Origin of the sequence: Coprococcus ammoniilyticus (assembly GCF_025567345.1) — a bacterium.
Classification (GTDB): Bacteria; Bacillota; Clostridia; order Lachnospirales; family Lachnospiraceae; genus Coprococcus; species Coprococcus ammoniilyticus.
Genome location: NZ_JAOQJS010000004.1, coordinates 290,618 through 315,189, shown reverse-complemented (window position 1 = coordinate 315,189; position 24,572 = coordinate 290,618). Strand labels below are relative to the sequence as shown.

The 24,572-nt window shown below is 41.6% G+C and carries 21 protein-coding genes and 1 tRNA gene; 3 read left to right on the top strand and 19 right to left on the bottom strand.

The window, feature by feature from the left end; translation table 11 throughout:
- Nucleotides 1-85 precede the first annotated feature (85 nt).
- The gene (locus OCV60_RS07795; RefSeq protein WP_021944425.1) at nt 86-553 is read left to right on the top strand and encodes an Lrp/AsnC family transcriptional regulator; all 468 of its coding nucleotides are present in this window, start codon (nt 86-88) and stop codon (nt 551-553) included.
- Nucleotides 554-741: 188 nt separating this feature from the next.
- Here OCV60_RS07795 and OCV60_RS07790 read toward each other — a convergent pair whose 3' ends face one another.
- Nucleotides 742-1,473, bottom strand: coding sequence for a hypothetical protein (locus OCV60_RS07790; RefSeq protein WP_021944424.1), 732 nt, complete (start codon nt 1,471-1,473; stop codon nt 742-744).
- A 155-nt stretch (nt 1,474-1,628) separates the two neighbouring features.
- Between OCV60_RS07790 and OCV60_RS07785 the strand changes: the two genes are divergently transcribed.
- Nucleotides 1,629-1,700: transfer RNA gene (locus OCV60_RS07785), tRNA-Arg, on the top strand.
- A gap of 83 nt (nt 1,701-1,783) precedes the next feature.
- Here OCV60_RS07785 and OCV60_RS07780 read toward each other — a convergent pair.
- Together OCV60_RS07780 and OCV60_RS07775 are read right to left on the bottom strand one after the other, a co-directional pair.
- Nucleotides 1,784-3,238, bottom strand: a complete 1,455-nt coding sequence (locus OCV60_RS07780) for an NCS2 family permease (protein WP_117807416.1) — start codon at nt 3,236-3,238, stop codon at nt 1,784-1,786.
- A gap of 105 nt (nt 3,239-3,343) precedes the next feature.
- Nucleotides 3,344-4,195 carry an HAD family hydrolase gene (locus tag OCV60_RS07775; RefSeq protein ID WP_173788575.1) on the bottom strand — a complete coding sequence of 284 codons (852 nt, stop codon included), beginning with the start codon at nt 4,193-4,195 and terminating at the stop codon, nt 3,344-3,346.
- Between the two features lie 143 nt (nt 4,196-4,338).
- Between OCV60_RS07775 and OCV60_RS07770 the strand changes: the two genes are divergently transcribed.
- On the top strand, nt 4,339-4,917 hold the full coding sequence (locus tag OCV60_RS07770; protein ID WP_117785409.1) for a TetR/AcrR family transcriptional regulator: 579 nt from the start codon (nt 4,339-4,341) through the stop codon (nt 4,915-4,917).
- On the opposite strand, the gene OCV60_RS07765 is transcribed toward OCV60_RS07770, so the two are convergent.
- From OCV60_RS07765 to OCV60_RS07690, 16 genes are all read right to left on the bottom strand, one after another.
- A complete protein-coding gene (locus OCV60_RS07765; RefSeq protein WP_262529930.1) occupies nt 4,914-6,458 on the bottom strand; it encodes an AMP-dependent synthetase/ligase in 1,545 nt (514 codons plus the stop codon). The two genes, OCV60_RS07770 and OCV60_RS07765, sit on opposite strands and share 4 nt — an antisense overlap.
- Nucleotides 6,459-6,512: 54 nt before the next feature.
- Nucleotides 6,513-6,755 (bottom strand): acyl carrier protein, encoded by a 243-nt coding sequence (locus OCV60_RS07760; protein WP_008402883.1) that lies wholly within the window; start codon nt 6,753-6,755, stop codon nt 6,513-6,515.
- Between the two features lie 27 nt (nt 6,756-6,782).
- A complete protein-coding gene (locus OCV60_RS07755) occupies nt 6,783-8,171 on the bottom strand; it encodes a condensation domain-containing protein (RefSeq protein WP_008402884.1) in 1,389 nt (462 codons plus the stop codon).
- Nucleotides 8,172-8,391: 220 nt separating this feature from the next.
- Nucleotides 8,392-9,375 carry an alpha/beta hydrolase gene (locus OCV60_RS07750; protein ID WP_021944419.1) on the bottom strand — a complete coding sequence of 328 codons (984 nt, stop codon included), beginning with the start codon at nt 9,373-9,375 and terminating at the stop codon, nt 8,392-8,394.
- A 105-nt stretch (nt 9,376-9,480) separates the two neighbouring features.
- Nucleotides 9,481-10,551, bottom strand: coding sequence for a translation elongation factor Ts (gene tsf / locus OCV60_RS07745; protein WP_021944418.1), 1,071 nt, complete (start codon nt 10,549-10,551; stop codon nt 9,481-9,483).
- Between the two features lie 41 nt (nt 10,552-10,592).
- Nucleotides 10,593-11,330, bottom strand: coding sequence for a 30S ribosomal protein S2 (gene rpsB, locus OCV60_RS07740; protein WP_021944417.1), 738 nt, complete (start codon nt 11,328-11,330; stop codon nt 10,593-10,595).
- A 296-nt stretch (nt 11,331-11,626) separates the two neighbouring features.
- Nucleotides 11,627-12,265 (bottom strand): hypothetical protein, encoded by a 639-nt coding sequence (locus tag OCV60_RS07735; protein WP_262529929.1) that lies wholly within the window; start codon nt 12,263-12,265, stop codon nt 11,627-11,629.
- 36 nt (nt 12,266-12,301) lie between these two features.
- Nucleotides 12,302-13,414, bottom strand: coding sequence for a DUF6115 domain-containing protein (locus tag OCV60_RS07730; RefSeq protein WP_262529928.1), 1,113 nt, complete (start codon nt 13,412-13,414; stop codon nt 12,302-12,304).
- 24 nt (nt 13,415-13,438) lie between these two features.
- Entirely contained in the window at nt 13,439-14,203 is a 765-nt protein-coding gene (gene codY, locus OCV60_RS07725) for a GTP-sensing pleiotropic transcriptional regulator CodY (RefSeq protein WP_021944414.1), read from the bottom strand.
- A gap of 178 nt (nt 14,204-14,381) precedes the next feature.
- Nucleotides 14,382-16,463: a type I DNA topoisomerase gene (gene topA / locus OCV60_RS07720; RefSeq protein WP_262529927.1), complete on the bottom strand. Its 2,082-nt coding sequence runs from the start codon at nt 16,461-16,463 to the stop codon at nt 14,382-14,384.
- Between the two features lie 113 nt (nt 16,464-16,576).
- Nucleotides 16,577-17,677, bottom strand: a complete 1,101-nt coding sequence (gene dprA / locus OCV60_RS07715; protein ID WP_117785416.1) for a DNA-processing protein DprA — start codon at nt 17,675-17,677, stop codon at nt 16,577-16,579.
- On the bottom strand, nt 17,667-19,250 hold the full coding sequence (locus OCV60_RS07710; RefSeq protein WP_117785417.1) for a YifB family Mg chelatase-like AAA ATPase: 1,584 nt from the start codon (nt 19,248-19,250) through the stop codon (nt 17,667-17,669). Before OCV60_RS07710 ends, dprA begins: the two co-directional genes overlap by 11 nt.
- Before the next feature lie 151 nt (nt 19,251-19,401).
- Nucleotides 19,402-20,364 (bottom strand): TIGR03943 family putative permease subunit, encoded by a 963-nt coding sequence (locus tag OCV60_RS07705; protein ID WP_021944410.1) that lies wholly within the window; start codon nt 20,362-20,364, stop codon nt 19,402-19,404.
- A gap of 9 nt (nt 20,365-20,373) precedes the next feature.
- Nucleotides 20,374-21,549 (bottom strand): GTP-binding protein, encoded by a 1,176-nt coding sequence (locus tag OCV60_RS07700; protein WP_262529926.1) that lies wholly within the window; start codon nt 21,547-21,549, stop codon nt 20,374-20,376.
- Nucleotides 21,550-21,642: 93 nt separating this feature from the next.
- Nucleotides 21,643-22,578, bottom strand: coding sequence for a mechanosensitive ion channel family protein (locus OCV60_RS07695; RefSeq protein WP_021944408.1), 936 nt, complete (start codon nt 22,576-22,578; stop codon nt 21,643-21,645).
- 4 nt (nt 22,579-22,582) lie between these two features.
- Nucleotides 22,583-24,496, bottom strand: a complete 1,914-nt coding sequence (locus OCV60_RS07690) for a GlgB N-terminal domain-containing protein (protein WP_262529925.1) — start codon at nt 24,494-24,496, stop codon at nt 22,583-22,585.
- Between the last annotated feature and the right edge of the window lie 76 nt (nt 24,497-24,572).

Genomic DNA, 24,572 nt, shown 5'->3' with positions numbered 1-24,572 from the left:
AAGGTGTGTTTCTACGGAAACGCACCTTTTTTTGTATTTAAATTTAGAAGCTGAAGTTATAACATTTTATAAAGGACGTGAATATATGGATAATATCGATAAGAAAATATTACATTTATTACAGCACAATGCCAGAACCCCTTTAAAGTATCTGGCAAATAAAGTATTTCTCTCCTCTCCTGCGGTATCTGCAAGAATCGACCGGCTGGAAAAGGCAGGTGTGATCACCGGATACCATGCAGGCATCAACCCGGAAGCTCTGGGGTATCACATTACCGCATTTATACACATGGCACTCGATCCAAAACAGAAACCAACCTTTTATCCCTTTATCGATGCCTGCCCCAATGTACTGGAATGTAATTGTGTGACCGGTGCCTACTCTATGTTGATGAAGGTTTGTTTTCCAAGCACAATGGAACTGGATTCTTTCATTGGCCAGCTACAGCGATTCGGAAATACAGAAACACAGATCGTATTCTCCACTCCTGTTCAAACTCGTGGAATCGACATCGGTATTGTATCTCCTGTAAATGAAGAAAATGCTATCTAGTATGTCTGCGGACGGTCGTCTGTAACTTCTATATTATATAAGGCAAATAATAAAACAAAAAAGTTCCGTATCAGAATTCTGTCATATCCGAAGAATTCTTTTATGGAACTTTTTTATGTCTTGATATCTGCTTACAAACCTACTGCTAACTGGTTCACACATTTGCAGAATCAGCTAAAATATCCTTCCTATTGTGCATCTTCCGGTGTAGCTGCAGTATTCTCTGTTGTAGCCGGTTTGCTGATCAAATCATAAAATGCCCGGAATGTTTTATCTGTATCCAGAAGATATTCTGTATTCTCTTTTACATGAACATAGATATCCTGAATATCCTTTGATGCCTTAAAGCTGTTCAGATAAGAAAGCTGTGCATTTGACAGCTCCCCATTAGCGATCTTATACGAACCGTCCTGGTCTGTTATAATATAGAAGGTCACGATATCAAGCGGCTTTGATTCTACGTCCGCAATGTCCATATAGGACAATTCAACCACAACATATTCTCCTTCTGCATAACCATCTGCCAGATAACAGGTCGTATCTTCAAAACCTTTTAGGTATTTTGCAGAGTTTTCCAATACTGACATATCATCAAACTCGGTTGGATCCGTCACCAGTGACTGTAACGTTGCCTGATCACAGGCTGCTTTTGCCGTAAGATACTTACTAACCAGATCATTAATCTCTGAAACATCACTTTTCTTATATGATGCATTCTCCGGAATCGTCAGCTCAACCGTATTATTTTCTCCCGGCACAATTTTGGGTTTTCTGATAAAAAATGCGTACACATAACAGGAACACAATAATGCAAATATCACCCAGCCGATCGCAAGCTTCATTCCAGCCCGGATCACGATCTCTCCTTCTTTTGTCTTTATATATGTATCACCAAGAAAACTGTTTTTTTTATGATTCAATTTTCCTATGCTCCTTTTCATATTTTATATCGACAAAATTCTACCATTCTGTTCTGTATTTTGCAAGTTCATCCAGGAAGTATTCATAATTCAGCGAAGAAATATAAGAAAATATTTGATTATTTCAGCGAAATATTGTATTATATATAAGTCATGCACCAGTAGCTCAGTGGATAGAGCAACGGCCTCCGGAGCCGTGTGCGGTGGTTCGATTCCACTCTGGTGCATATTTTTTATGCATAAAAATACCGGCAGCCACTTAAAAGGAATGTGGCTGCCGGTATTTTCTTTTAATAAAATGATGATATTTTTACATTGTAACAAAGATGAACTTTACAACGAATAACGCTGCGATGATCGTTACAACGATATCTTTCTTCTTGTAGTTACCTGTGAATAAGGTAATCAGAACGTATGAAATTGATCCTACACCGATACCATTTGAGATAGAATAGGTTAATGGGATCATAAGGAAGGTAAGGAACGCAGGAACTGCTGAACGCATATCATCCATATCGATCTTGGCAAAGTTCTTAGCCATTAATACACCTACAAAGATCAGTGCCGGAGCTGTTGCACATGTTGGGATCACACCTGCGATTGGGCTTAAGAACAGACATACTGCGAAGCAGGCTGCTGTAACTAAACTTGCAAGACCTGTTCTACCACCTGCTGCGATACCGGATGCAGACTCAACGAAGGTTGTACATGTCGATGTACCAAGAATAGCACCTGCTGCTGTACCGATAGAGTCGCACATCATACTCTTATCTAAGTTGATCGGGTCACCATTCTCATCTAACATATTTGCCTGTGATGCGGTTCCGTATAAGGTTCCGATCGTATCAAACATATCTACCAGACAGAATGCAACGATCAGCATGATACCTGAGAATACGCCACCAACATATGGGCTTTCAAATGCATTTCTCCATGCATCCGCCTTGAAGCATCCAAGGAAACCGATCTCGCCAAAGTCTTTGAAAGACTGACCGATGCTGGATACATCAAAAGATGGTGTCTCCAGATTAAATACATAATAAAGGACTGTGGAAACAATGATACCGATTACGATATTTCCCTTTACATTTAACTTTGCAAGAACTGCGATCAGGATAATACCGATGATAGTTACAACCGGTGGAATAACTGCTTTCCATGCAGCTGCCGGTGTCTCTGCGCCTGAAATTGCTCCATGGAAATCAAAGATCTGTACCAGTGTATACTTGTTCGCCTGTACAAGACCTGAGCCCTTTAAACCAACCAATGCGATGAACAAACCGATACCGGCCGGTATTGATTTCTTCAGACATTCCGGCATGGCTGTCGCAATGTACTTACGAAGTCCGGTTACGGATAGGATCAGGAATACAATACCTGATAACAGAATGATAACAAGACCCGACTGATAACCTTCAATCACGCTGCAACCTGCAAAGAATGCACCGGATACAAATGAGGTACAGAAGAATGAATTCAGTCCCATACCACATGCCTGTGCATACGGCATTCTGGCAAGGAATGCCATAAGAAGTGTACCGATAACAGCCACAAGAACGGATGCGATAAATACTGCATTCCATACCCTGCCTACTTCTGCTGCGCTTGCGCCTTCTGCAACAAGCCATCCAGCCTTACCATCTGCTGCTACCTGATTTGGGTTTACCAGGACAATGTATGCCATGGCAAAAAATGTTGTGAGTCCGGCCATAATCTCTGTACGAACATTAGAACCGCGCTCTGAAATGTGGAAAAATTTATCCATATTTCCCTTCCTTTCTTTTGTTTATTCTTATTAAAAGCATTGGTTGTCTACCTGTCCCTCACTACAGATATATGCCATGCTTTATAATCAAAATTCTGTGTGCCGTTACCGCACTGTTTCTTCCAGGAATTCGGCAACACTGTCATCCAGATAATCACCGATCACAAGATCCGCCGCTTTCTTGCAACACTCTGTCGCGTTTAAAACCGCAACACCAAGTCCGGCTTCTGCTAACATCTCACTGTCATTATCTCCATCGCCGAAAGCAATTGTTTCTTCCATTGATATTCCAAGGAATCGTAAAATTTCCTTTAACCCATTATGTTTGCCGGAATGACGATCAGATATCTCGATCAATCGCGGCGCTCCGGATGTTACATAAACAGTATGGATATTTTGTGTTAATTCATGCATGATACGGTATTTTTTCTCTGTCGGTCCTACAATCGAAATCGAATCCAACTCCGTATTATGCTGTAAAATAAACTGCCTTATATCAGGCACCGGCGTTCTGGTGCTTCTTACATAAGCACTGATATCCTCTGACTCTCCAAAATTCATTGGATTCTCATAATATATCTCAGATGTATATCCTCTACCGTCTATAAAACATTCAAAGAATACATCTTTATCCGTAACCAGATCAAATATCTGCTCCGGTACTTCCGGTCGTAATTTTAAATTATATACTGAATGATCATCTGATAAATCATAGATTGCTGCCCCATTGGATGTGATCGCATACCGGACACCCCGAATCTCCCGGATGCATTCTGGAATGGAATAAACAGATCTTCCACTTGCCGGAATAAAAATAACGTGGCTGTCTGCCAGTTTTTCAAGAACTTCCTTTGTTCTATGGGAAATCCCATCCCGTCTTAAAATCGTTCTGTCCAAATCTGAAACCACGCATCTGTACTTCATCTGCTTTTCCTCTGTTTTCGAATTTACTTTCATATGTTACCATATTTCGTAAGGGAAATAAAGATATTATAAACTTTTTTTACATAAATACAGAAAAAGGGGCTATTTTCATTACATTTTTACCCGGTTGTATAAAAACTGTGATAAAATAAATACACATCAGAAAGGAGACCACTATGTTGCATGAAATATCCGATGAACGCTACTGCTTTATTGAAGATACCATTTGTGATGCATTTTTATTGGTATTGAAAGAAAAAGGAATAGAAAAAATAACCGTGACCGACATCATAAAAAGAGCCGGAATTGTTCGCAGTACATTCTATAACCACTACGAAAATATTCCAGCTCTTATAACTGCTGTTGAAGATAAAACTATCCAGGATATTTTCACCCTCATGGAAGACTTTCATCCTGAAAACAATCAGGATATATGCAAATCTTTCTTTCTGACAATTTGTAATTATACCAAAACGAATCCGTTTCTGGCAAATATTCTCCGGAGTCCAAGAGGCGATGAATTCTTTGAAAAGGCTTTAACTATGTTCCATCGTTATGTAACAGATGCCACCCTGAAAACAACGCCTTCCATGCACTCCAAAGAAGAGGTCTCATATATGATCGCATGCAGCATTGGCAGTACCTTGGGTGTTCTCCATAAATGGACAAGAGAAAATTTTGAGAGTTCCGAAGAAATCATTGCCGGAATACTGACACAGTCATTTCTCACAGGTATACTTCCTTATCTGTCTTAAAGTGCTTCATCAATCAGAACTTCCTGCCTTTTTATCTTCTTAGTCGCACTCTTGATAAATGGATATTTACGAATAATCAACCCCGTAATCCGACGATAGGTCGGCTGCGTATTATTATAACTGTCGATAAATGCCTGAAGCTCTGATCTGATTGTTTCCTCGTTCATCCGTTTTGCCGAGACAGCATCCTGATCCGGATAGATCCTTGCAATAAGACCATTGTTCTCTCCTGTCACAATCACCTCCCCCACCAACTTTCCAAGAGCCAGCTTATTTTCTATTTCCTCCGGTGATATATTTTCTCCGTTTGAAAGAATGATCAGATTCTTTATTCTTCCATTTATAAATAAGAATCCATCTTTATCCAGATATCCTTTATCTCCTGTATGCAGCCATCCACCTCTTAAGGCTTCTGCAGTCTCTTCCGGCATCTGATAATAACCCTTCATAACGCTGCTGCCCCGTACCAGAATCTCGCCATCCTCAAAAGAAATCTCAACATTGGAAAGCGGTCGTCCTATAGAACCGGTCTTATGATCTTCCGGTACATTGCTACTGATAACAGGAGAACATTCCGACATTCCATATCCCTCATAAATATTTACACCATATTCTGCAAATTTCTCAATATAAAACGGATCCAGATGTGCTCCACCTGTAAATATTGTTTTCAGCTTTCCCCCAAATGCCTTGGCTGCAACTATTTTCTTTGGGATCAACGGGTTCATTGCCGAAAGACGTTTGTAGATTGTTTCTACCATCAAAGGTACCATCAGCATAATATCAGGATGAAAGACGCCCATATTTTTTACCATATGCAACAGAGAATCATTAATACATACCGTTGCTCCAAAGGAAAAACCTTTGAGCCAATCCATAACAAGGCAAAATGCATGATGAATCGGTAAAACACTTAATACTATGGTTCCGGGCTCTGCAGTATAATTAACAGATTTTACATTTTCTGCCAGATTTCTCTGTGTCAGCATAACACCTTTACTCTTTCCTGTAGTTCCGGAGGTGAAAATGATCGTAGCAATATCTTCCGGATCCGGTGCTGCAAAATCATCTGTACCGTTTATACCTGACGTCATTAATTCTGCTACAGATGCAACTTTTTTCTGATTTGTTTCGATTTTTTCTTCCTGTAATATCCAGATTTTTTTCAGTTTTGGACATTCCTCCAGTATCCGTTCCGACAAGGTCTGAATTTTAGGACTTAAAAAGAGTGCTTCCGCATCTGAACGATTCAGAAGATCTATCAAATCCTCTACCGGAAGTCCTGCATCAAGAGGAACGGCTACTGCCTGACCTGTTATAATTCCCAGATAAGCTTCTATCCATTCCACAGAACTACTACCGATCAATGCTATATGCTTTCCCTGAAAGCTTTCCTCACACAATCCTTTTCTGACAGACTTGGCATTCTCCATCAGCTCCCGGTAGCTTCTATCACAGATTTCCTTTTTCTTCAACCATTGCACTGCCTTTATTTCTGAAAACTTTTTTTCGCTTTCTTCCAAAATATCACGAATTAACATATCTTATTATACCTCCGCACATACTTGCTGCGATCATATACTTATATTCTCTGATTATACAGTTTCCTGCTGTAATCGCTCTAACAGATCAAGTGCTTCTACAATTGTGAATACATGCAGTGCATCGTCTTCCTCCAGTTCAATGTCAAATGTGTCTTCGATTTCTCCCAAGAAAGACATAAAATCAAGCGAACTAAAGCCCAGATCTTCTCTGAACTTCATATCGTTTGTCATCTCCTCCGGCTTAACATCACAATACTGTGCTATGATTTTCTTAAATTGCATTTCCTGTGTCATAATAATTTCTCCTTTATATGTTTTATTTTATACCTGTTCCATGATTTCTCCGATACTCATATCAGGTTCCGCGATTCCTTTAAATAATATCCGCATCATATAGTAATATAACAATTCCATATCATGTTCTGCCAAATGTGCGGTCTGGTAATGATATGAAAAATTCATACCTCCATTATCTGTATGAGATACTGTCAGATACATTTTCTTTGTAGCTGCACCATTTGCAAACCATTTTGCATGCTGTGGAATTTGTACCAGATGAGGATTATCCAATTTTACCGGCATCGGCTGATAAGTAAGGTAACAGCTTTCATAGGCTGTATTCTTCGGTGTATGATATCGTTTCTGCATCTCCTCTCTGATCAACGCCGGATCATAGTTACTGTGCATATAGATCCGATTCTGCATATTCTGGATCTCATATGCTGCCGACAGGAAATCAGTATCTGCCGAAATCACAGTTCTACATGGAAACATAATAGTTCGACTACCACCGGAGGTCCATTCATCATGAGTAGACCGTCTTGAAATGAAGTTTTCTATCGTAATATCTTCCTGTCCATGATTCATCTTTGACAGATATGTACGAATACCAAGTAACAACAGATTTGTCATTGAAAGCTGATGGTTCATACAAAAATCTATCAGGTTTTTCGTTGGCTCCGGCTCCAGTTGATAATCCTTTACTGCCACAAACAACTGATCTAATTCTATATCGGCAGCCCTGAGTGTTTTATTCCTATGTAACTTTCTTGATGCTTCCAGTACATCTAAACCCTGGATATCAGAATAAAGGGGTTCCCCCCATGCATCCAGCTGATCATCCCAGAACTTTTTATCTTTGGCAAAACGTTTTTCATTATTTGCACGATTCAGATCTTTAACCAGCACTTCCTCAAAATCAGCTAACTTCTGCGGATATGGTGTATTGAATTTATAATGCGTATATAGCTGCATCAGATCATTGATCATCACAACCAGTCCACAGGAATCAATCAATCTATGATCCATATGGATGAAGAAACCATTATATCCATCCGGCAGTTTTACCATCACTATATCGCAAAGCGGAATATCATCTCCGTCAAATGTCTCATATGCCCACTGCTGCATTAGATTGTCTGCTTCTTCCATATGCATTCCTGATAAGTCTTTTAAAGGAATATCACGGGTTTCTTTTTCAGTAAGATATTGCTTCACATCACCATTTTTATCACGTTTCGTAAAACGAATACGCATACATCCATATCTCTCATATTCCAACTGAATACATTTTTTTAAAAGTCCGAAATCCAGTTCTGCTTTTAAAGATGCCACAACACTGACACCGGACACCTGCTGTGTTTTATATTTTTTTATCCAGTCATCATGCATTTTTTGTGCTGCTGTTAAGGGATATTGTTTCATCATCATGGATAACCTCCTGTATTCTTTATTCTTTTGTGAACTTATCACATTTCATTTTTGAATTCCACCCCTTGTACAACTTAACAAACACTTTACATGAAATTGACCGAAACTTTAAAAGTAATCTATGGATCAGAATTATCACAATATAAAAATCCCCCTTAAACAGATTCGGCATTTACCTTATCTGCTTAAGAGGGATCCTGTTACTTCTGATGATTCTATTTTAATTATCATATTTTTCAAAAAAATCAAGCAGCTTTTGTCGATAAAGCTCTGGAGCTGCATATGGCGCGCATAGATGCCGTGCTTCCGGTATAATGACCAGTTCTTTGGGAGCACTGCATAATGCATAATTATATACAGAATTCTCCGGAACTACATAGGTATCTGCTTCCCCATGAAAAAACAAAACCGGACGTTTATTTTTCTTCATTGCTTCTATCGTGTCAGCATCACTCATACGAAATCTTCCAAACATCCTGCAAAACAGATCTACACGGAACAAAAGCAGCTCTACCCAGCCCAAATGAAACCAGTTAGCTGCGATATCCTGAAGCTGCCGTTTCATCGAGCAAAATCCACAATCTGCAATCAAGCCTTTCACTTCTTCCGGCAGTTTATGTCCGGAAGCCATAAGCACTGCCGCAGCTCCCATGGATTCTCCATAAAGATAAATCGGGAGCTTCTCTCTGTTTCTTGCAGCAATATAATAACTCCATTGCTGTACATCCCATTGCTCTTTTGCACCAAATGTAATATATTCACCCTCGCTCAAACCGCAGCATCTCTGATCAATAAACAATAAATTACACGCATTCTCATGAAGGAAACGTGCTGTATATGCAAAATCGCCAAAGCCGCTACCTTTATATCCATGACTTAACAAAACAAAACGTTTCGCTTCTTTTGTCGGAAGATAATAAGCATGCAGATACAGTCCATCTCTGCTTCTGATAAAGCAATCCTTCATCTGCTGTTCAGCACACCACAGTTTTCCTTCTTCATATTCTTTTTCATATTTGTCTCTTGGATGATTTTTCTTTATATGAGACAGTTGAAACCATTTCCTTTTTTTCTGTCGTTTTTTCCCTTTGCAACGAACAAGCATATCAAAGAAAGACCAACCAAATGCAACAAACAGACCAAATGCACCGGCTGTTATTTCCAGTAATCTTAATATTTTCTGCTTATTCCCTGTATCATTCATAATCGTTATCTTCTCCGCTTCTTTTTCGCGTATTTGTAAAACAGCCCTTGAAAACATAATGTTTTCAAGGGCTTGAAATACTTTATTATCATTCAACAAATAAAATTATACATTCATCTGCTTAGCAACTTCTGCTGCGAAGTCTTCATTCTTCTTCTCCATACCTTCACCAACTTCGAAACGAACGAACTTAGCGATCTTAAGAGCAGGATTTACAGACTTCAGGTATGCTGCAACTGTCTGCTTGCCATCTTCAGCCTTAACATATACCTGATCAAGAAGACAGATTTCCTTCATCTGCTTGGAGATACGTCCTTCAACAAGTCCTGAGAAGATCTTGTTGCCTGAGATCTCTTCCTTATCAGCACAAGCGATCTCTGCTAACTGAGCCTTAGCTTCCTTTGAAAGGAAGTTAGGTAAGAAGTTCATATTTGACTTCTTCTCTTCGTAGATAGCTACATCTTCTGCGCTCCATACACTGGCTACAGCCTTCTCGATCAACTTGGAAAGAACCGGCTTTGGAAGTGAGAACGGATCATTTAATGCACTGTCAATTGTGATCTCTTTCATCTTAGCAAGCTCATCTGCTGAAATCTCGTCTCTTGAGATGTACTGTGGGTTCATAGCTGCGATCTGCATTGCAATGTTTGTAAGTGCTTCCTTAGCTGCATCATCTGAAGCACCGTTACCGGCTACAAGAACACCGATTCTTCCGCCACCATGGATATAAGAAGCAACAACATCTGCTGTAACCTTCTCAAATCTTCTGATGGAGATTTTCTCACCAATCTTGAGAATCTTATCATCAAGATCAGCCTTCATATCAAGGATTGAAACAACGTCTTCGCCATCTCCAGCCTTTTCTGTATCTACTGTAAGTGCCTTATCTGCAACTGCCTGTACAAATTCCTGGAAAATTGCATTCTTTGCAACGAAGTCTGTCTCTGAGTTAACTTCAACAACTACTGCTGTATTACCATCAATTGCAACCTTAGCGATACCTTCTGCTGCAATTCTTGCTGCTTTCTTCTCAGCCTTAGCTGCACCACTCTTTTTGAGTACTTCCACAGCGGCATCCATATCGCCGTTTGTCTCTGTAAGTGCTTTCTTACAATCCATCATACCAGCACCTGTGAGTTCTCTTAACTCTTTTACCATGCTTGCTGTAATAGCCATCGTAATAACCTCCAAAATTCTAGTATTTATATTCTAAAATATTACTCTTCTACTGCTGCATCCTCATCTGCAACTTCTTCAGCATCTGTTGCATCAGCACCCTGCTGAGCTTCGATAACTGCATCTGCCATCTTTGAAACAATAAGCTTTACAGCTCTGATAGCATCATCGTTACCAGGAATAACATAATCTAATTCTTCCGGATCACAGTTCGTATCAGCAATACCTACAAGCTTGATTCCAAGTGAATGAGCTTCCTGGATACAGATTCTTTCCTTCTTAGGATCTACAACGAAGATCATGTCAGGAATTTCCTTCATTTCCTTGATACCGCCAAGGTTCTTCTGAAGCTTCTCCATCTCCTTCTTGATCTGGATAACTTCCTTCTTAGGAAGAACATCAAATGTTCCGTCAGCTTCCATAGCTTCGTACTTCTTAAGAGTAGCGATTCTTGTCTGGATTGTGCTAAAGTTTGTAAGCATACCGCCTAACCATCTCTCGTTTACATAGTACATACCGCAACGCTCTGCTTCACTCTTGATTGAGTCCTGAGCCTGCTTCTTTGTACCAACGAAAAGAATCTTTCCACCATTTGCTACGCAGTCACCGATTGCATTGTAAGCATCGTCAACCATTCCTACTGACTTCTGAAGGTCGATGATGTAGATACCATTACGCTCTGTGTAGATGTATGGCTTCATCTTAGGGTTCCATCTTCTTGTCTGGTGTCCGAAATGTACACCTGCTTCTAATAACTGTTTCATTGAAATAACGCTCATTTTTTCTACCTCCATGGTTATATTCTTCTGCTGATCTCTCTTTCACCGAGTCACCCGAGCTATAGGCACCACTTCAGGAATCAATCAGCATGTATATTGTTTTTTATGAGCCTGCTATATTCAAGCCCACACACAAAATCGATAATAACACAAAAAGAAAGTGCATGCAAGCACTTTCTTTTTATAATCTCATGTCACTTAACAGTTCCATGTCTTTTTCGCATTATGCTGGTATGTGCGAGCACATTCCAGCGCAATGCTCATTATCTCATATTTTGTTTTAATTCATGCTATAACTATCGTCCATCTCTCATAATGGTGATCATCTCATCGTAGGTTTCATCACCCTTGAATGTGAAAGTTCCACACATCAGTTTCATGGAATTACCGGAGCTTACAAGATAATCATAGAAATCCTGTACACTGTCTACCATTCCGATATCATATAATGCCTGAGAGATTGCCTCTGCATACATACCCGGCTTGATCGTAATCGAACCACCCTTTTTCTTTTCTTCTGTAGTTGTCTCTGTCGTAGCTTCCGTAGTTGTTTCTGTCGTCGTCTCTGTCGTAGCTTCCGTAGTTGCTTCTGTTGTAGCTTCCGTGGTTGCCTTGGTTGTACTTTCGGTTGTGGCTTCCGTGGTTGCCTTGGTTGTATTTTCCGTTGTGGTTTCCTTTGTCGCCTCTGTTGTAGCTTCTGTCGTCACTTCCGTCGTTGCCTTAGCTGCATCCTCTTTTGTCGTTTCCGTTGCAGTCTCTGTCGTTTTCGCTGATTCAGTAGTTTCTTCTGATGCAACAACTTCTACCGCATCTTCTTTTGACGGATCATTCTTCTTTGTATCTGCAAAGCTTCCGGACTTAATTCCAACCATCATAACGAGCGCACCAATGATAAGTCCAAAGCCTAATCCTCTGAAAAAATATTTTTTCTTCATACTGCCGTTTCTCCTATCGTATAAAACAATTTCAATTTACTGCTTCTGATTCTCAATATTTTTAATGATCACCTTGGTTTCACCAACACCGATTCCAAGCTGGTTCGCGATCTCCATAATTCCAAATCCCTGCTTGTAAAGCTCTGCCACTTCTTCATCGATATTTTTCTCATCATCCCAGATTTCTTCCGGTGCAGGAGCTTCTTTCTTTGCCTCCTGTGCACGATTCTGATTTCTGTTTGTTCTGTTCTTCTTGCGGTTCTTCTTTCTGGAACGGTTGCCTCCCGCCGGCTGTTCTGTCTTCTGTACAGGCTCAGTACCGGTTGCTTCTGCGACTGTTGTTTCTTCTGTAATTTCGGTTGCTTCTGACTCAACAGCAGGCTCTTCTGCTTTCTTAAAGGCAACAACATTGGATTTTTCTTCTGCCGCTTCTTTCTCGGCTTCCTCAGCAACAGCTTCTTCTGCAACAGCTTCCTCTACTTCTTCCTTTGGTTTCTCCGCATCATCTTCTGCCGTGTTCTCTTCAACATCCTGTTCCGGTACAGTTTCGGTTATATCACCATTTGCAACCGCATCTCCGGAAATAACTGTCTCCGTCTCGCTTGCTTCTAATGCTCCGAGAGAATTCTCATCCGGCTCTTCTTCGATTTCTTCTGTCTGCTCATTTTCTTTGGGAGCTTCTTCTGTCTGCTTCTCTTCCGAAACAGCTTCTTCAGCCTGTTGTTCTTTTTCTTTTGCGATCTCTTCTTCGGTTTCCTTTACTTCCATTTCAAGAAGTTCTTCATAAGTAACCGCTTCCGGTTTTTTCTCTGCATCCGGATTATATTCTTCATAGGCTTCTGCAAGGCTCTGATTGATATAATCGATCATCTCCTTCTTTGCCTTTTCAGACAACTTGGATGCCCATTTTTCAATCTGTTCCTTCAGTTCCTTTTCTGTCTTCTTGTGGACATCTTCGCTGTATTCATCTAACGATGTCTTGCTCTGCTCAAGAAGAGAATCACATAATTCCGTGATCTTTCGTTTTAATTCTTCTGAGCTTTCATTATATATCTCATCTTCCTCTTTAAAATTATGACTATCCAGAATAAAAAAGCTTACACCTACAACTGCTACGCCAACTAATAATGTTATGATTGGTAATATCATTTCTTTACTCTCCTTTGCAAAATTTTATACGGCTTTTAATTCGTCAAATACAACATCATTCAGAACCTTAATATAAGTTCCCTTCATGCCTGAGGATCTTGCTTCTATAACACCCGCACTCTCAAACTTTCGAAGTGCATTCACGATTACGGAACGGGTAATTCCGACCCGGTCTGCAACCTTACTTGCAACAAGGATTCCCTCATTTCCATCCAGTTCCGAAAAAATGTGCTTGATCGCCTGTAATTCTGAAAATGATAAAGTACTGATCGCCGAACGCACGATTGCGATCTTACGATCTTCTTCTGCATTTTCTTCATTTAAAGCCCGCATCATCTCAAGTCCTACAACCGTTGTTCCGTATTCCCCGAGAATAATATCATCAATATCATACTGTGCATCCAGCTTATACAGAAATAACGTTCCAAGCCGTTCTCCTGCTATATCAATTGGAAGTAGAAGTCCCTGATATTTCTCTATGTTATCACTGTCAAATCCGAGCGTAGTCAGATTTACATTTTCCTTTGTTGACAATACAAGGAGAAGTCTCTCATTCAGCATACTGTCGATCAGCAGACCGACCTTATCCTCGATCAGTTCATGGATCTCAGGTATATCTTCACGGTTCTTAATTCCCAGAACCTTACCTTTTTTACTGATAACCAGTACATTTGATTTTAAAATATCACTCAAAACATCACAAATATCATTAAAAACAACCTTATGCGAATTGTTATTGTGCAATAATTTGTTGATTTTTCGTGTTTTATCTAATAATTGAACACTCATTTCTGTTCCTCCGTATGTAAAATACAAAAAAGTTGTTTTTGCATAAAAAAATCTACACTATTTGACATTCTATCACAATGGTCTGGAGATAACAATAGCCTTTCCTGTCAAACGAGAGATTTAATATTTAAAAACAACTTTTTTTTATATGGCAGGCCGGACAACTTCATCCGATCACTTATGCCTGTTTTTCCTTTTCGGTATTATCTCTGGAATATCCACAGTTTTCTGCTGAACAAAGTAACTTATTACCCTTTTCAACCATATAACTGCCACATACCGGACATTTTTCCTTTGATGGTTTTGCCCATGACATAAAATCACACTCAGGAGCATTGATACATCCATAGTATCTTCTGCCCTTTCTGGTCTTCTTTATTACAATGTCACCGCCACACTTTGGGCAAGGAACTCCAGTTTTCTCAAAGAACGGCTTGGTAAACTTACATTCCGGAAATCCTGGGCATGCAAGGAATTTGCCGTGTGGACCATACTTTACGACCATATTGCGCCCGCACTCGTCACACACCTCATCCGTTACCTCATCCTCAATCTTAATGGACTGCAACTCACTCTCTGCTTTCTTAACCGCCGCATCGAGATCCGGATAGAAGTTTCTTACTACAACTTTCCATTCGATAGCACCCTCACCGATCTTATCGAGAAGGGACTCCAAATTCGCTGTAAAATTCACGTCGATAATAACCGGAAATGCCTGTTCCATAATCTGATTAACGGCTTCTCCCAGTTCTGTTACGTATAATTTCTTATTCTCTTTTGTGATATAACGACGATTCAATATTGTTGAGATCGTCGGTGCATAAGTACTTGGTCTTCCAATGCCAAGCTCCTCTAAGGTTCTTACCAGAAGTGCTTCTGTATATCTTGCCGGCGGCTGTGTAAAATGCTGCTTCTCGTCAAAATCTTCTAATTTTAACAGATCGCCTTCATTCAGATCCTTAATGCCGGCAATATGCTCACTCTTCTCATTGTCCACATTATAAACCGTTGTAAATCCTGCAAATGCAATCTTTGATACTGAGGTCTGGAACCGATAGCCTGCTACTTCTGCCTTTACGGTCTTAATGCTGTATACTGCCTCTGCCATCTGGCTTGCAAGGAAGCGGTTATAGATCAGCTGATACAGACGGAACTGTTCTCTGCTTAACTGATCCTTGATAGCTGCCGGTGACAGTGTGATATCCGTCGGACGGATTGCTTCATGCGCGTCCTGGATCTTCTTACCCGGTTTGTCTGCCCGAGGTATTCCCGCTGTATAATCTTCTCCAAAATTCTTTATGATATAATCCTTGGCTGCTGCTGCCGCTTCATCCGATATTCTGGTAGAATCCGTTCTCAGATAAGAGATCAGACCGATGGAACCTCTGCCCTTGATCTCCACACCCTCATATAACTGTTGTGCGATACGCATCGTTTTGGATGTCGCAAAGTTCAGCTTGGAGGAAGCTTCCTGCTGCAACGTACTGGTTGTAAATGGAAGTGGTGCTTTCTTATGACGCTCACTGTCCTTGATCGATGCGATCTGAAAGGACTGCTTTCCGATCGTTTCTATGATATGATCCAGTTCTGCTCTGGAAGATATTTCCTCCTTATCACTTCCATTTCCCATGTATTTGAATTCAATGCTTTTCTTTGCCTTTTCCGGTGCCAGCATAGCAGAAAGTGTCCAGTATTCCTTTGGAATAAATTCGTTAATCTCTTTTTCTCTGTCACAGATCAGCTTCAATGCCACTGACTGTACACGTCCGGCACTTAAACCTCTCTTGATCTTTGCCCAGAGAAGCGGACTGATCTTATAACCAACCAGTCTGTCCAATACACGTCTCGCCTGCTGTGCATCCACAAGTGCCATATCGATATCGCGTGCCTGCTTAATTGAATTCTTTACCGCATTTTTCGTAATTTCATTGAAGGTAATTCGCTTGTACTTCTTATCATCCAGTTTCAGTGCTTTTGATAAATGATAGGAGATCGCTTCACCCTCACGGTCGGGGTCAGTTGCAAGATACACTTTGTCAGCTTTCTTTACTTCTTTTCGAAGCTGTGCGAGTATATCTCCTTTTCCTCTGATCGTTATATATTTCGGTTCAAAATCATTATCAACATCAATGCCCATCTGGCTTTTAGGCAGATCACGCACATGACCATTCGACGCAATCACTTCATAATTACTGCCTAAAAACTTTTTAATCGTCTTGGCTTTCGCCGGAGACTCTACAATAACAAGATATTTAGCCATGTACTCTTTCCTTTCCTGTTCGTTTAAACGACACAAACTATACACCATTTTTTCCTGCCATGCAAGTGAATATTTTATTACAATTTTCTGAAAAAATGCCCCGGATTCTGTTTTCATCCCTGTGTAACAGCAAAATAATACCGTACCGGCTGCCGAATTATTCCTTTTCTTTCCATATCAAATAACGCTGTCAGGATTCTTGCAGGAGGCTGATCCACGCGGGCACAGATTTCCTCTATATGCAGCACTTCCCGCCCCATACAGGCACATATCTTCTGTTCCAGAGCGGTAAGCCGGCTGTCCTCCCGAAATTCTGCTTTCCCTGCTGCAAGGATCCTCCGTTCAAGTTTTAAATCCTCCACAATATCCTCAGGATCCGTCACAAGCATAGCCCCCTGCCGGATCAGATGATTGCAGCCCTCACTGTTTCTGTCTCCAATCCGTCCCGGAACTGCATACACCTCACGCCCCTGTTCCAGCGCCTGATCGGCGGTGATCAGAGATCCGCTTTTCTTCTGTGCTTCTACAACCAGCACCCCTTTTGCAAGTCCACTGATGATCCGGTTCCTAAGTGGAAATCTCCATGCCGCAGGCTCTATATCCAACCCATATTCTGACAGGATCACACCCTGATGCCCAATCCGTTCAAACAAATTGTAATTTTCCTTCGGATAACAGATATTGATCCCACAACCTAGTACTGCAACTGTAAATCCATTTTCTACATTGATTGCCGCACGCTGGGCGGCGCCGTCGATTCCTGCTGCAAGTCCGCTGATAATACCAGTCCGATATCCTGCAAGCACAGAAGCAAACTGCTCCGCCATCTCTTTCCCATATGCGGAGGCCTTTCTTGCACCTACGATCGCTATACCGGTTCTGTCTGTTTTAAGCGTCTCCACACACCCCTTTGCATACAGCAGAAACGGACAATCCGGAATTTCCCGCAGGACTTCCGGGAAATAAGGATGTCCTGGATATATATATGTAATATTCCGCTCCTTTAGTCTGTTTTTATAGACGATTATTTTCTTTTCATCCCGTGTGCACAGGATCCGTTCACTCTGTTTTTCTGTCAACGTTTCCCGAAGCACATGTTCTGGAACATTCCACAGTTCTTCAGGTCCTCCAAAATAATCAAGGATCCTGCCAAGTGCTGCATTCCCCATATCCGATATCATCCCCAGCCACAGCCTTATAAGATCATACTCCATATCTGTCCCCCCCTTTCATTCCTTTGTACTGCATATTTCCCTCTGTCTCTTCTGTAAGATTCTGATACCGGAAAAACAATGCCTCTTTTAAATGTTCCTCATGGATCCCGATACTTCCTGCCAGATCAGCGATCGTCCTTGCGATCTTAAGTACCCGGTTATAGCCTCTGGCAGAAAGTTCTGTATGTTCAAACGCTTCCCGCACCAGCTCCTGCTCTGCCCTTCCCAGGGAAATATATTGCTTTGTTCTCTTTCCATCCAGTTGGGAATTAAAATTTATCGACTCTGAACGGTAACGCTCCTTCTGTATGTTCTGCGCCGCAAGCACCCTTTCCCGGATCTCAGCCGAAGTTTCTGCCCGTTTATCCTCTAACAGGTCAGAACAGTCAATCCTGCGGACATTTACGTTGATATCAATACGATCGAGCAGAGGTCTGCTAAGCCTTGCATTGTATTGTCGGATCTGCCTACAGGTACAGGTACATTTATTCAGATCCGGATACATGCCGCAGGGACAGGGATTTCGTGCCGCAACCAGCATAAATCCTGCCGGATATATATATTTACCCTGGATCCTTGCGATCGTTACTTCCCGATCTTCTAACGGCTGCCGCATTACTTCAAGAACATTTCTGCCAAATTCCGGAAGCTCATCCAGAAACAACACCCCATTATGACTGAGACTGATCTCTCCCGGCTTCGGTATTGCTCCGCCACCGGTCAGAGCAATGGCAGATACGGTATGATGCGGTGCCCGGAACGGACGCTTTGTTATCATCGCCTGTCCTTTTTTCAGCAGACCTGCCACACTGTATATCTTGGTAATATCAATACTCTCCTCAAATGTCAGACGTGGAAGGATCGTTGGCAGGCATTTTGCAATCATGGACTTTCCTGAACCTGCTGCTCCTGTCATCAGAATATTGTGCATTCCGGCTGCTGCGATCTCCATTCCGCGCTTCAATATTTCCTGCCCTTTAATATCTGCAAAATCTCCCAGTTCCCCCATATCCTCCTGGTCGAGCAGAGCCTCCACATCTACAAATGCAGGCTCGATCACCGCTTTTTCATTCAGATAAGATTCCGCTTCTGACAACGTCCGGAGCGGGATCACTTCTATATTTCGGATCAGTGCCGCCTCCTCTGCATTTTCCGCCGGAACAAGACAGCGTGTGATTCCTTGTTTTACTGCATGATGAACAACCGGGAGTATTCCTGATACAGCATTGATCCTGCCATCCAGCCCCAGTTCACCCATAATCAAGGTATTTTCTATTTTATCGTTTGGAATAAGCCCCATAGATACCATAATTCCTATGGCAATGGGAAGATCGTAGGCAGTTCCTTCCTTCCGGATATCTGCCGGTGATAAATTGATCGTGATCTTTTTCGGTGGTATCTGAAATCCAGAGTTTTTGAGTGCTGTTCTCACCCGCTCTCCGGCTTCCTTTACGCATGCAGACAAAAAGCCTACCATATGAAACATTGGCAGTCCGTCATTGATATCTGTTTCCACCTGAATCAGAAGTCCCTCTACTCCAAGGACTCCTCCACTTGTTACTTTACTGTACATCTGTATCTGCTCCTTTCGACATTTCTGCCGTCTCTCCATGGAGCATGCCTGAACAGAATCAGCGAAAACAAAAAGCTGCCACCTGGCAGCTTTTTATACGCCTGCATTTATACTACCTGTATCCATACAAAAAGTCAAATGCATTTTTATATTAACTGAAGTATACAACCTCTTCTTCCGGCGGACCGGTCAGCACAACCTTCTCTGCATAAAGAACCGGACCATCTCCCTCAAAGTCAGGATAGTATTCTTTCTTGATCGTTGCTGTTACATCTACCCACTGTCTGTCAATCAGATTCTTAGAGCCATCGTAATAGCATTTGAAGCCTACAAATGTAATATCCTCTACACAGCAGGTCATCGCAAAACGTCCCGGTACAAATGCATTCTTACCATACTGTTTCGGCTTGAATACCATGCCACGGAAATGAATCTTCTTACCGACATAACGATCCGGCTGATCGGAGGCATCCACATACCAGATACCGAAATCCTCATCGTTCAGCTCGATCACGTCAGCCTTTACATCGTATGGCAGATCTTCTTCGTCATTCTCATCCGGTGCGATCGAACCATCCTTCATCTCAAAGATGATCTGTGCCCGTCGGTTGACTGCTTTGATTCCTCTGCGCCATTCTGCGCGCTTGGACTTCTCATCACAACGGTTAAATACAACCATATCCGCACTGTTAACCTGATCCATCATTGTTGCTTTCATATTCTGCTGATATACATCATATGTCTCAGCATTTACAAAGGATAATACCTGGACAACGGTCCATCCCTTCGGCACACGGATATCAAAGATCTTGTCCAGCTTCCACATACCATTGTATTCGATCATAACCTGCTCCGGCTGATATTTGTCCTGCAGATCTAACAGATGCTCTGTGTTCAACTGATCTTCTTCTATGAATTCCAGAAAAATATTTTTCTTTTTCAGGTCTTTCTCATCGTACTCTTCTTCACCGTCTTCGCATACAAGAAGCAGTGTCTTGGCGCCTCCGGTGAATTCCCGGTCTAATAATGTCTCCTTCACAAATGTAGTTTTACCACTGTCAAGGAAGCCCATAAATACATAAACCGGAATCTCTGTTTCCTGTTGTCTTGCCATCATTTTCTCCTATACCTCAAACAGCTCTGCAAGCTTGTCTTCTGCCAGTTTGCTTCCGATCACACATAACTTACCTGTGATATCCGGATTTCCCTTACGGATCTCATACTCACCCGGTACAAGATCAAAGTATAACCAGTCTGTACCATCACTTGGAACGATACCCTTTGCACGAAGGATAATACCATATTCCTCTGTGTTAGCAAGCTCATCCAGAGTCTCTTTTAACTTATCTTCATTAAACTTATGTGGAGTTTCCTTACCCCAGCTTGTAAATACCTCATCTGCATGGTGGTGATGGTGATGATCGTGATCATGACAGCCACAACTACATTCGTCGTCATGGTCGTGATGATGATGTTCATGATCGTGGTCATGGCAGCCACAGCCACATTCGTCGTCATGGTCGTGATGATGATGTTCATGATCGTGGTCATGATCGCCACAGCCACATTCATCGTCATGGTCGTGATGATGATGTTCATGATCGTGGTCATGATCGCCACAGCCACATTCGTCATCATGGTCGTGATGAAGGTGGTGATGCTCATGCTCATCTTCATCCTCAAATAAAGCGTCCTTAACGGTTTTATGATTCTGCATAGCTTCTTTGATCTTAGAACCGTCAATATCATCCCATGGAGTCGTGATGATCGTAGCATCTGCATTGTGCTCACGGATCATGGCAACTGCCTTTTCGATCTTATCCTGGGAAGCTGTCTGTGTTCTGCTCAATACGATCGTATTTGCACTTTCGATCTGATTATTGAAGAATTCACCAAAGTTCTTCATGTAAATCTTGCATTTGGATACATCTGCAACTGTTGTATAGCTGTCAAGCTGTACTTCAACTTCTTCAGCAACATCCTTTACAGCCTTGATAACATCTGAAAGCTTACCAACACCGGATGGCTCGATAATGATTCTGTCCGGTGCATATTCTGTAATAACCTTCTTTAAAGCCGTACCAAAATCTCCAACTAAGGAGCAGCAGATACAACCGGAATTCATCTCAGTGATCTGTACACCGGCATCCTTTAAGAATCCGCCATCAATACCGATCTCGCCAAATTCATTCTCAATCAGCACAAGCTTCTCGCCCTTAAAACCTTCTTCGATCAGCTTCTTGATCAGAGTTGTTTTTCCGGCACCTAAGAAACCGGAAATAATATCAATCTTTGTCATTTCTAAATCACTCCTAATCTATTAAATGTACGGATAATTGTGTGATAGTAAACTCATCACACAATTATCTAGTTTTCATATCACAACCGATTATTATACTCGATTATCTGTTTTTTTGCAAGAATCGAGGTTGACATCCAGTTTATTGTATGGGATAACGATGCCATTTTCATCAAATGCTTTCTTGATATTCCATCTTGCCGACCAGAGTGCATCCCAGTACTGGTCGATCTTCGCATAGAACCGAACACTGACCACAATGCTGCTATCTGCGAATTCATCAATGAAGAAATCCACGACTTCATCCTCCAGATATCCCGGAACTGTCTTTACCGCATCCAGTACCACACGCTTTACCTTATCCAGATCTTCATCGTAACCGACACCGAGCTTGATCTCTGCCCGCCTCTTATCATGTAAAGTAACATTCACCAGTGATGTATTCGATATGCTTCCATTTGGTATGACTACGGAACGATTATCGATCGTCTTAAGCTTTGTATAGAATATATCGATCGATACAACCTCGCCTTCACATTTGGTATTATTCTCGATAATATAGTCACCTACATGAAATGGTTTCAATATCAGGATCAGCACACCACCGGCAAGATTGGACAGGCTGCCCTGCAACGCAAGACCGATCGTCACACCCGCCGTTCCAAGCAATGTAACAAATGAAGTAACCTGAAAACCGACAATGGATGCCGCTGTTATCAATATTATAAAATTCATCAGAATACGGATGGCAGACAGTAAAAATCCTACGACACTGACATCCATATTGGACCGGTCAAAGGTTCTCTTTATCAGCTTGATGATCCATTTCACAACCCGAAATCCGATCACCATAAAGATAACCGCCACTACCAGGCTTCCAACCTTTGACATGCACCAATCCAGCAGATCTGTCATATACTGTCTGAGCAATCCAGCTTTTTGTTCTGCATCCTGTACGATCTCCGATGCCGTTTCTGATGCTGACTCTGTAGTATCCGCCAGCTTCTCCGTCAATGCTATACCTATCACTTAATTATTTCACCTTCTTAAATACTGTGATTGAAAGTGCCGGGAGAACAATCTCGATATCACCGTCCTTCGTCACCTTCTGCTGTTTATTGTTATTACCTTCTCCACCATACTTTGCCGCATCACTGGAGAAGATCTCTTTATAAGTTCCCGGAGCTCCGGTCTGTAATACATAGCTCTTCTGATCTGAAGTTCCAAAGTTCGCAGCTACATAACAGACAGAACCCTTACTGTCTGTTCTTGTGAAGCATACAGTATGTGGCTCCTGCTCTCCTGCAAATATAAATGGAAGTTTGTCTGCTTCATAAAATGCCGGTTCTGCAAGATATAAAGCATTCAGATCCTTTACATACTTCTGAAGATATTTATTTGCTTCAAACTCCAGAACGCTCCAATCAATAACATGATAGCCATCAAATCCGCCAAACATTCCAATCTCCTGTCCCATAAACATCAGTTTTTTACCAGGAAGGAACATATTCAAACCATAAAATATACGAAGATCTGCATATTTGTCTTCATAGCCACCCGGCATCTTCTCTATAAAGCTTCCCTGACCATATGCCACTTGATCATGTGATAATGCACTTACCTCCTGATGCTCGGATATAAATCCGGTTACAGAAGATACATAGTCTACAAAGTTCTCTCTGCGATCCGGCGCAGTCTTCATATACTCTGTAAGCTTTGAAACGCCCATTGTGTTCCATGTAAGATCCACCATAACATCCGCATATCTGTCTCCGGTCACCTTTCGGAAGGAACGGATCAGCTCTTTATTATCCAGACGGATGCCATCCAGATGATACGCTTCCAACCAGTAAGTCATACAGTCAATATCCATCACAGGCACCATATCAAGGATCACACCAATACCTTTTGCATGCAGATAATCAACCATTGCCATGAAATCAGTTGGAGAACCAAATCTGGACGTTGGTGCATAGATACCCGTCGTATCATATCCCCATGTATCCTCACCGGAATATTCCATGATTGGCATAAGCTCGATGTAATTATACTTCATGCTCTTTACATAAGCTGCGATTTCTTTTGCAAATGCCTGATAGGAAAGCCGTTCTCCATCTTTGTCGGTCTTAAATGTCTGCATATGTACCTCATAGATATTCACAGGTTCCATGCTGATATTCTTCTTTTTTCGGTCTGTCATATATGCCGCATCCATCCAGTCATATGTCAGCTCTGTAAATAAGGACGCATTGCCCGGAACCGGTTCAAATGCTGTTGCATATGGATCGGAGAAAATATCGGTTTCTCCATTTTCATACAATACTTCAAATTTATATCTGGTCTGGTTAATGTCATATGGTATAAACAGTTCAAACAGATCGGTATACTCGATCTTCCGCATCTGGTTCACTCTGCCGTCCCAGTTATTGAAATCTCCGACCACGCTGGCTCTGACGCAGCCCGGAACCTGAATACAGAATGCCACTCCTTCTGTGCCATCAAAGTTCAGCTTTCTGGCTCCAAACAATTCTTTGATCCGGAAGCCTGATTCCACGTCATCTTCTCCATTTACCACCTGCATTACTTTTTCAAGATCCGCAGAATAGGAAAAGCTGTATGCATCCTTTATCAAACTGACTTCATCTGCTTCTTCTCCGTCTGCATCCCATACCTTCCGGACAATCTTTAGCAGATATGCAAATGGCTGCCGGTTCTCAATCTTTACTGTAAAAAATCCATCGGCGTATTCTACATGCATCGGATATTCTGTCTGATCCTTTTCATCCACTACATAAACTTCTGCTGCATCCGGCAGAAATGCATTCACATATACATCAGCCAGACAGGCATGCATACCAAGTATGTGATGTGGATTGCCATGTCTCGCCCCCGTGATCGCCATAACCTCATCCTGATTCAGAACGAAAATCTCTGTGTTCTTTGTCATAACCCATTCTCCTCATGTGTATTCTTTTCTATATGCAAAATACGAAATAGCTGCACCGTTTCCCTGTTCAATTTTC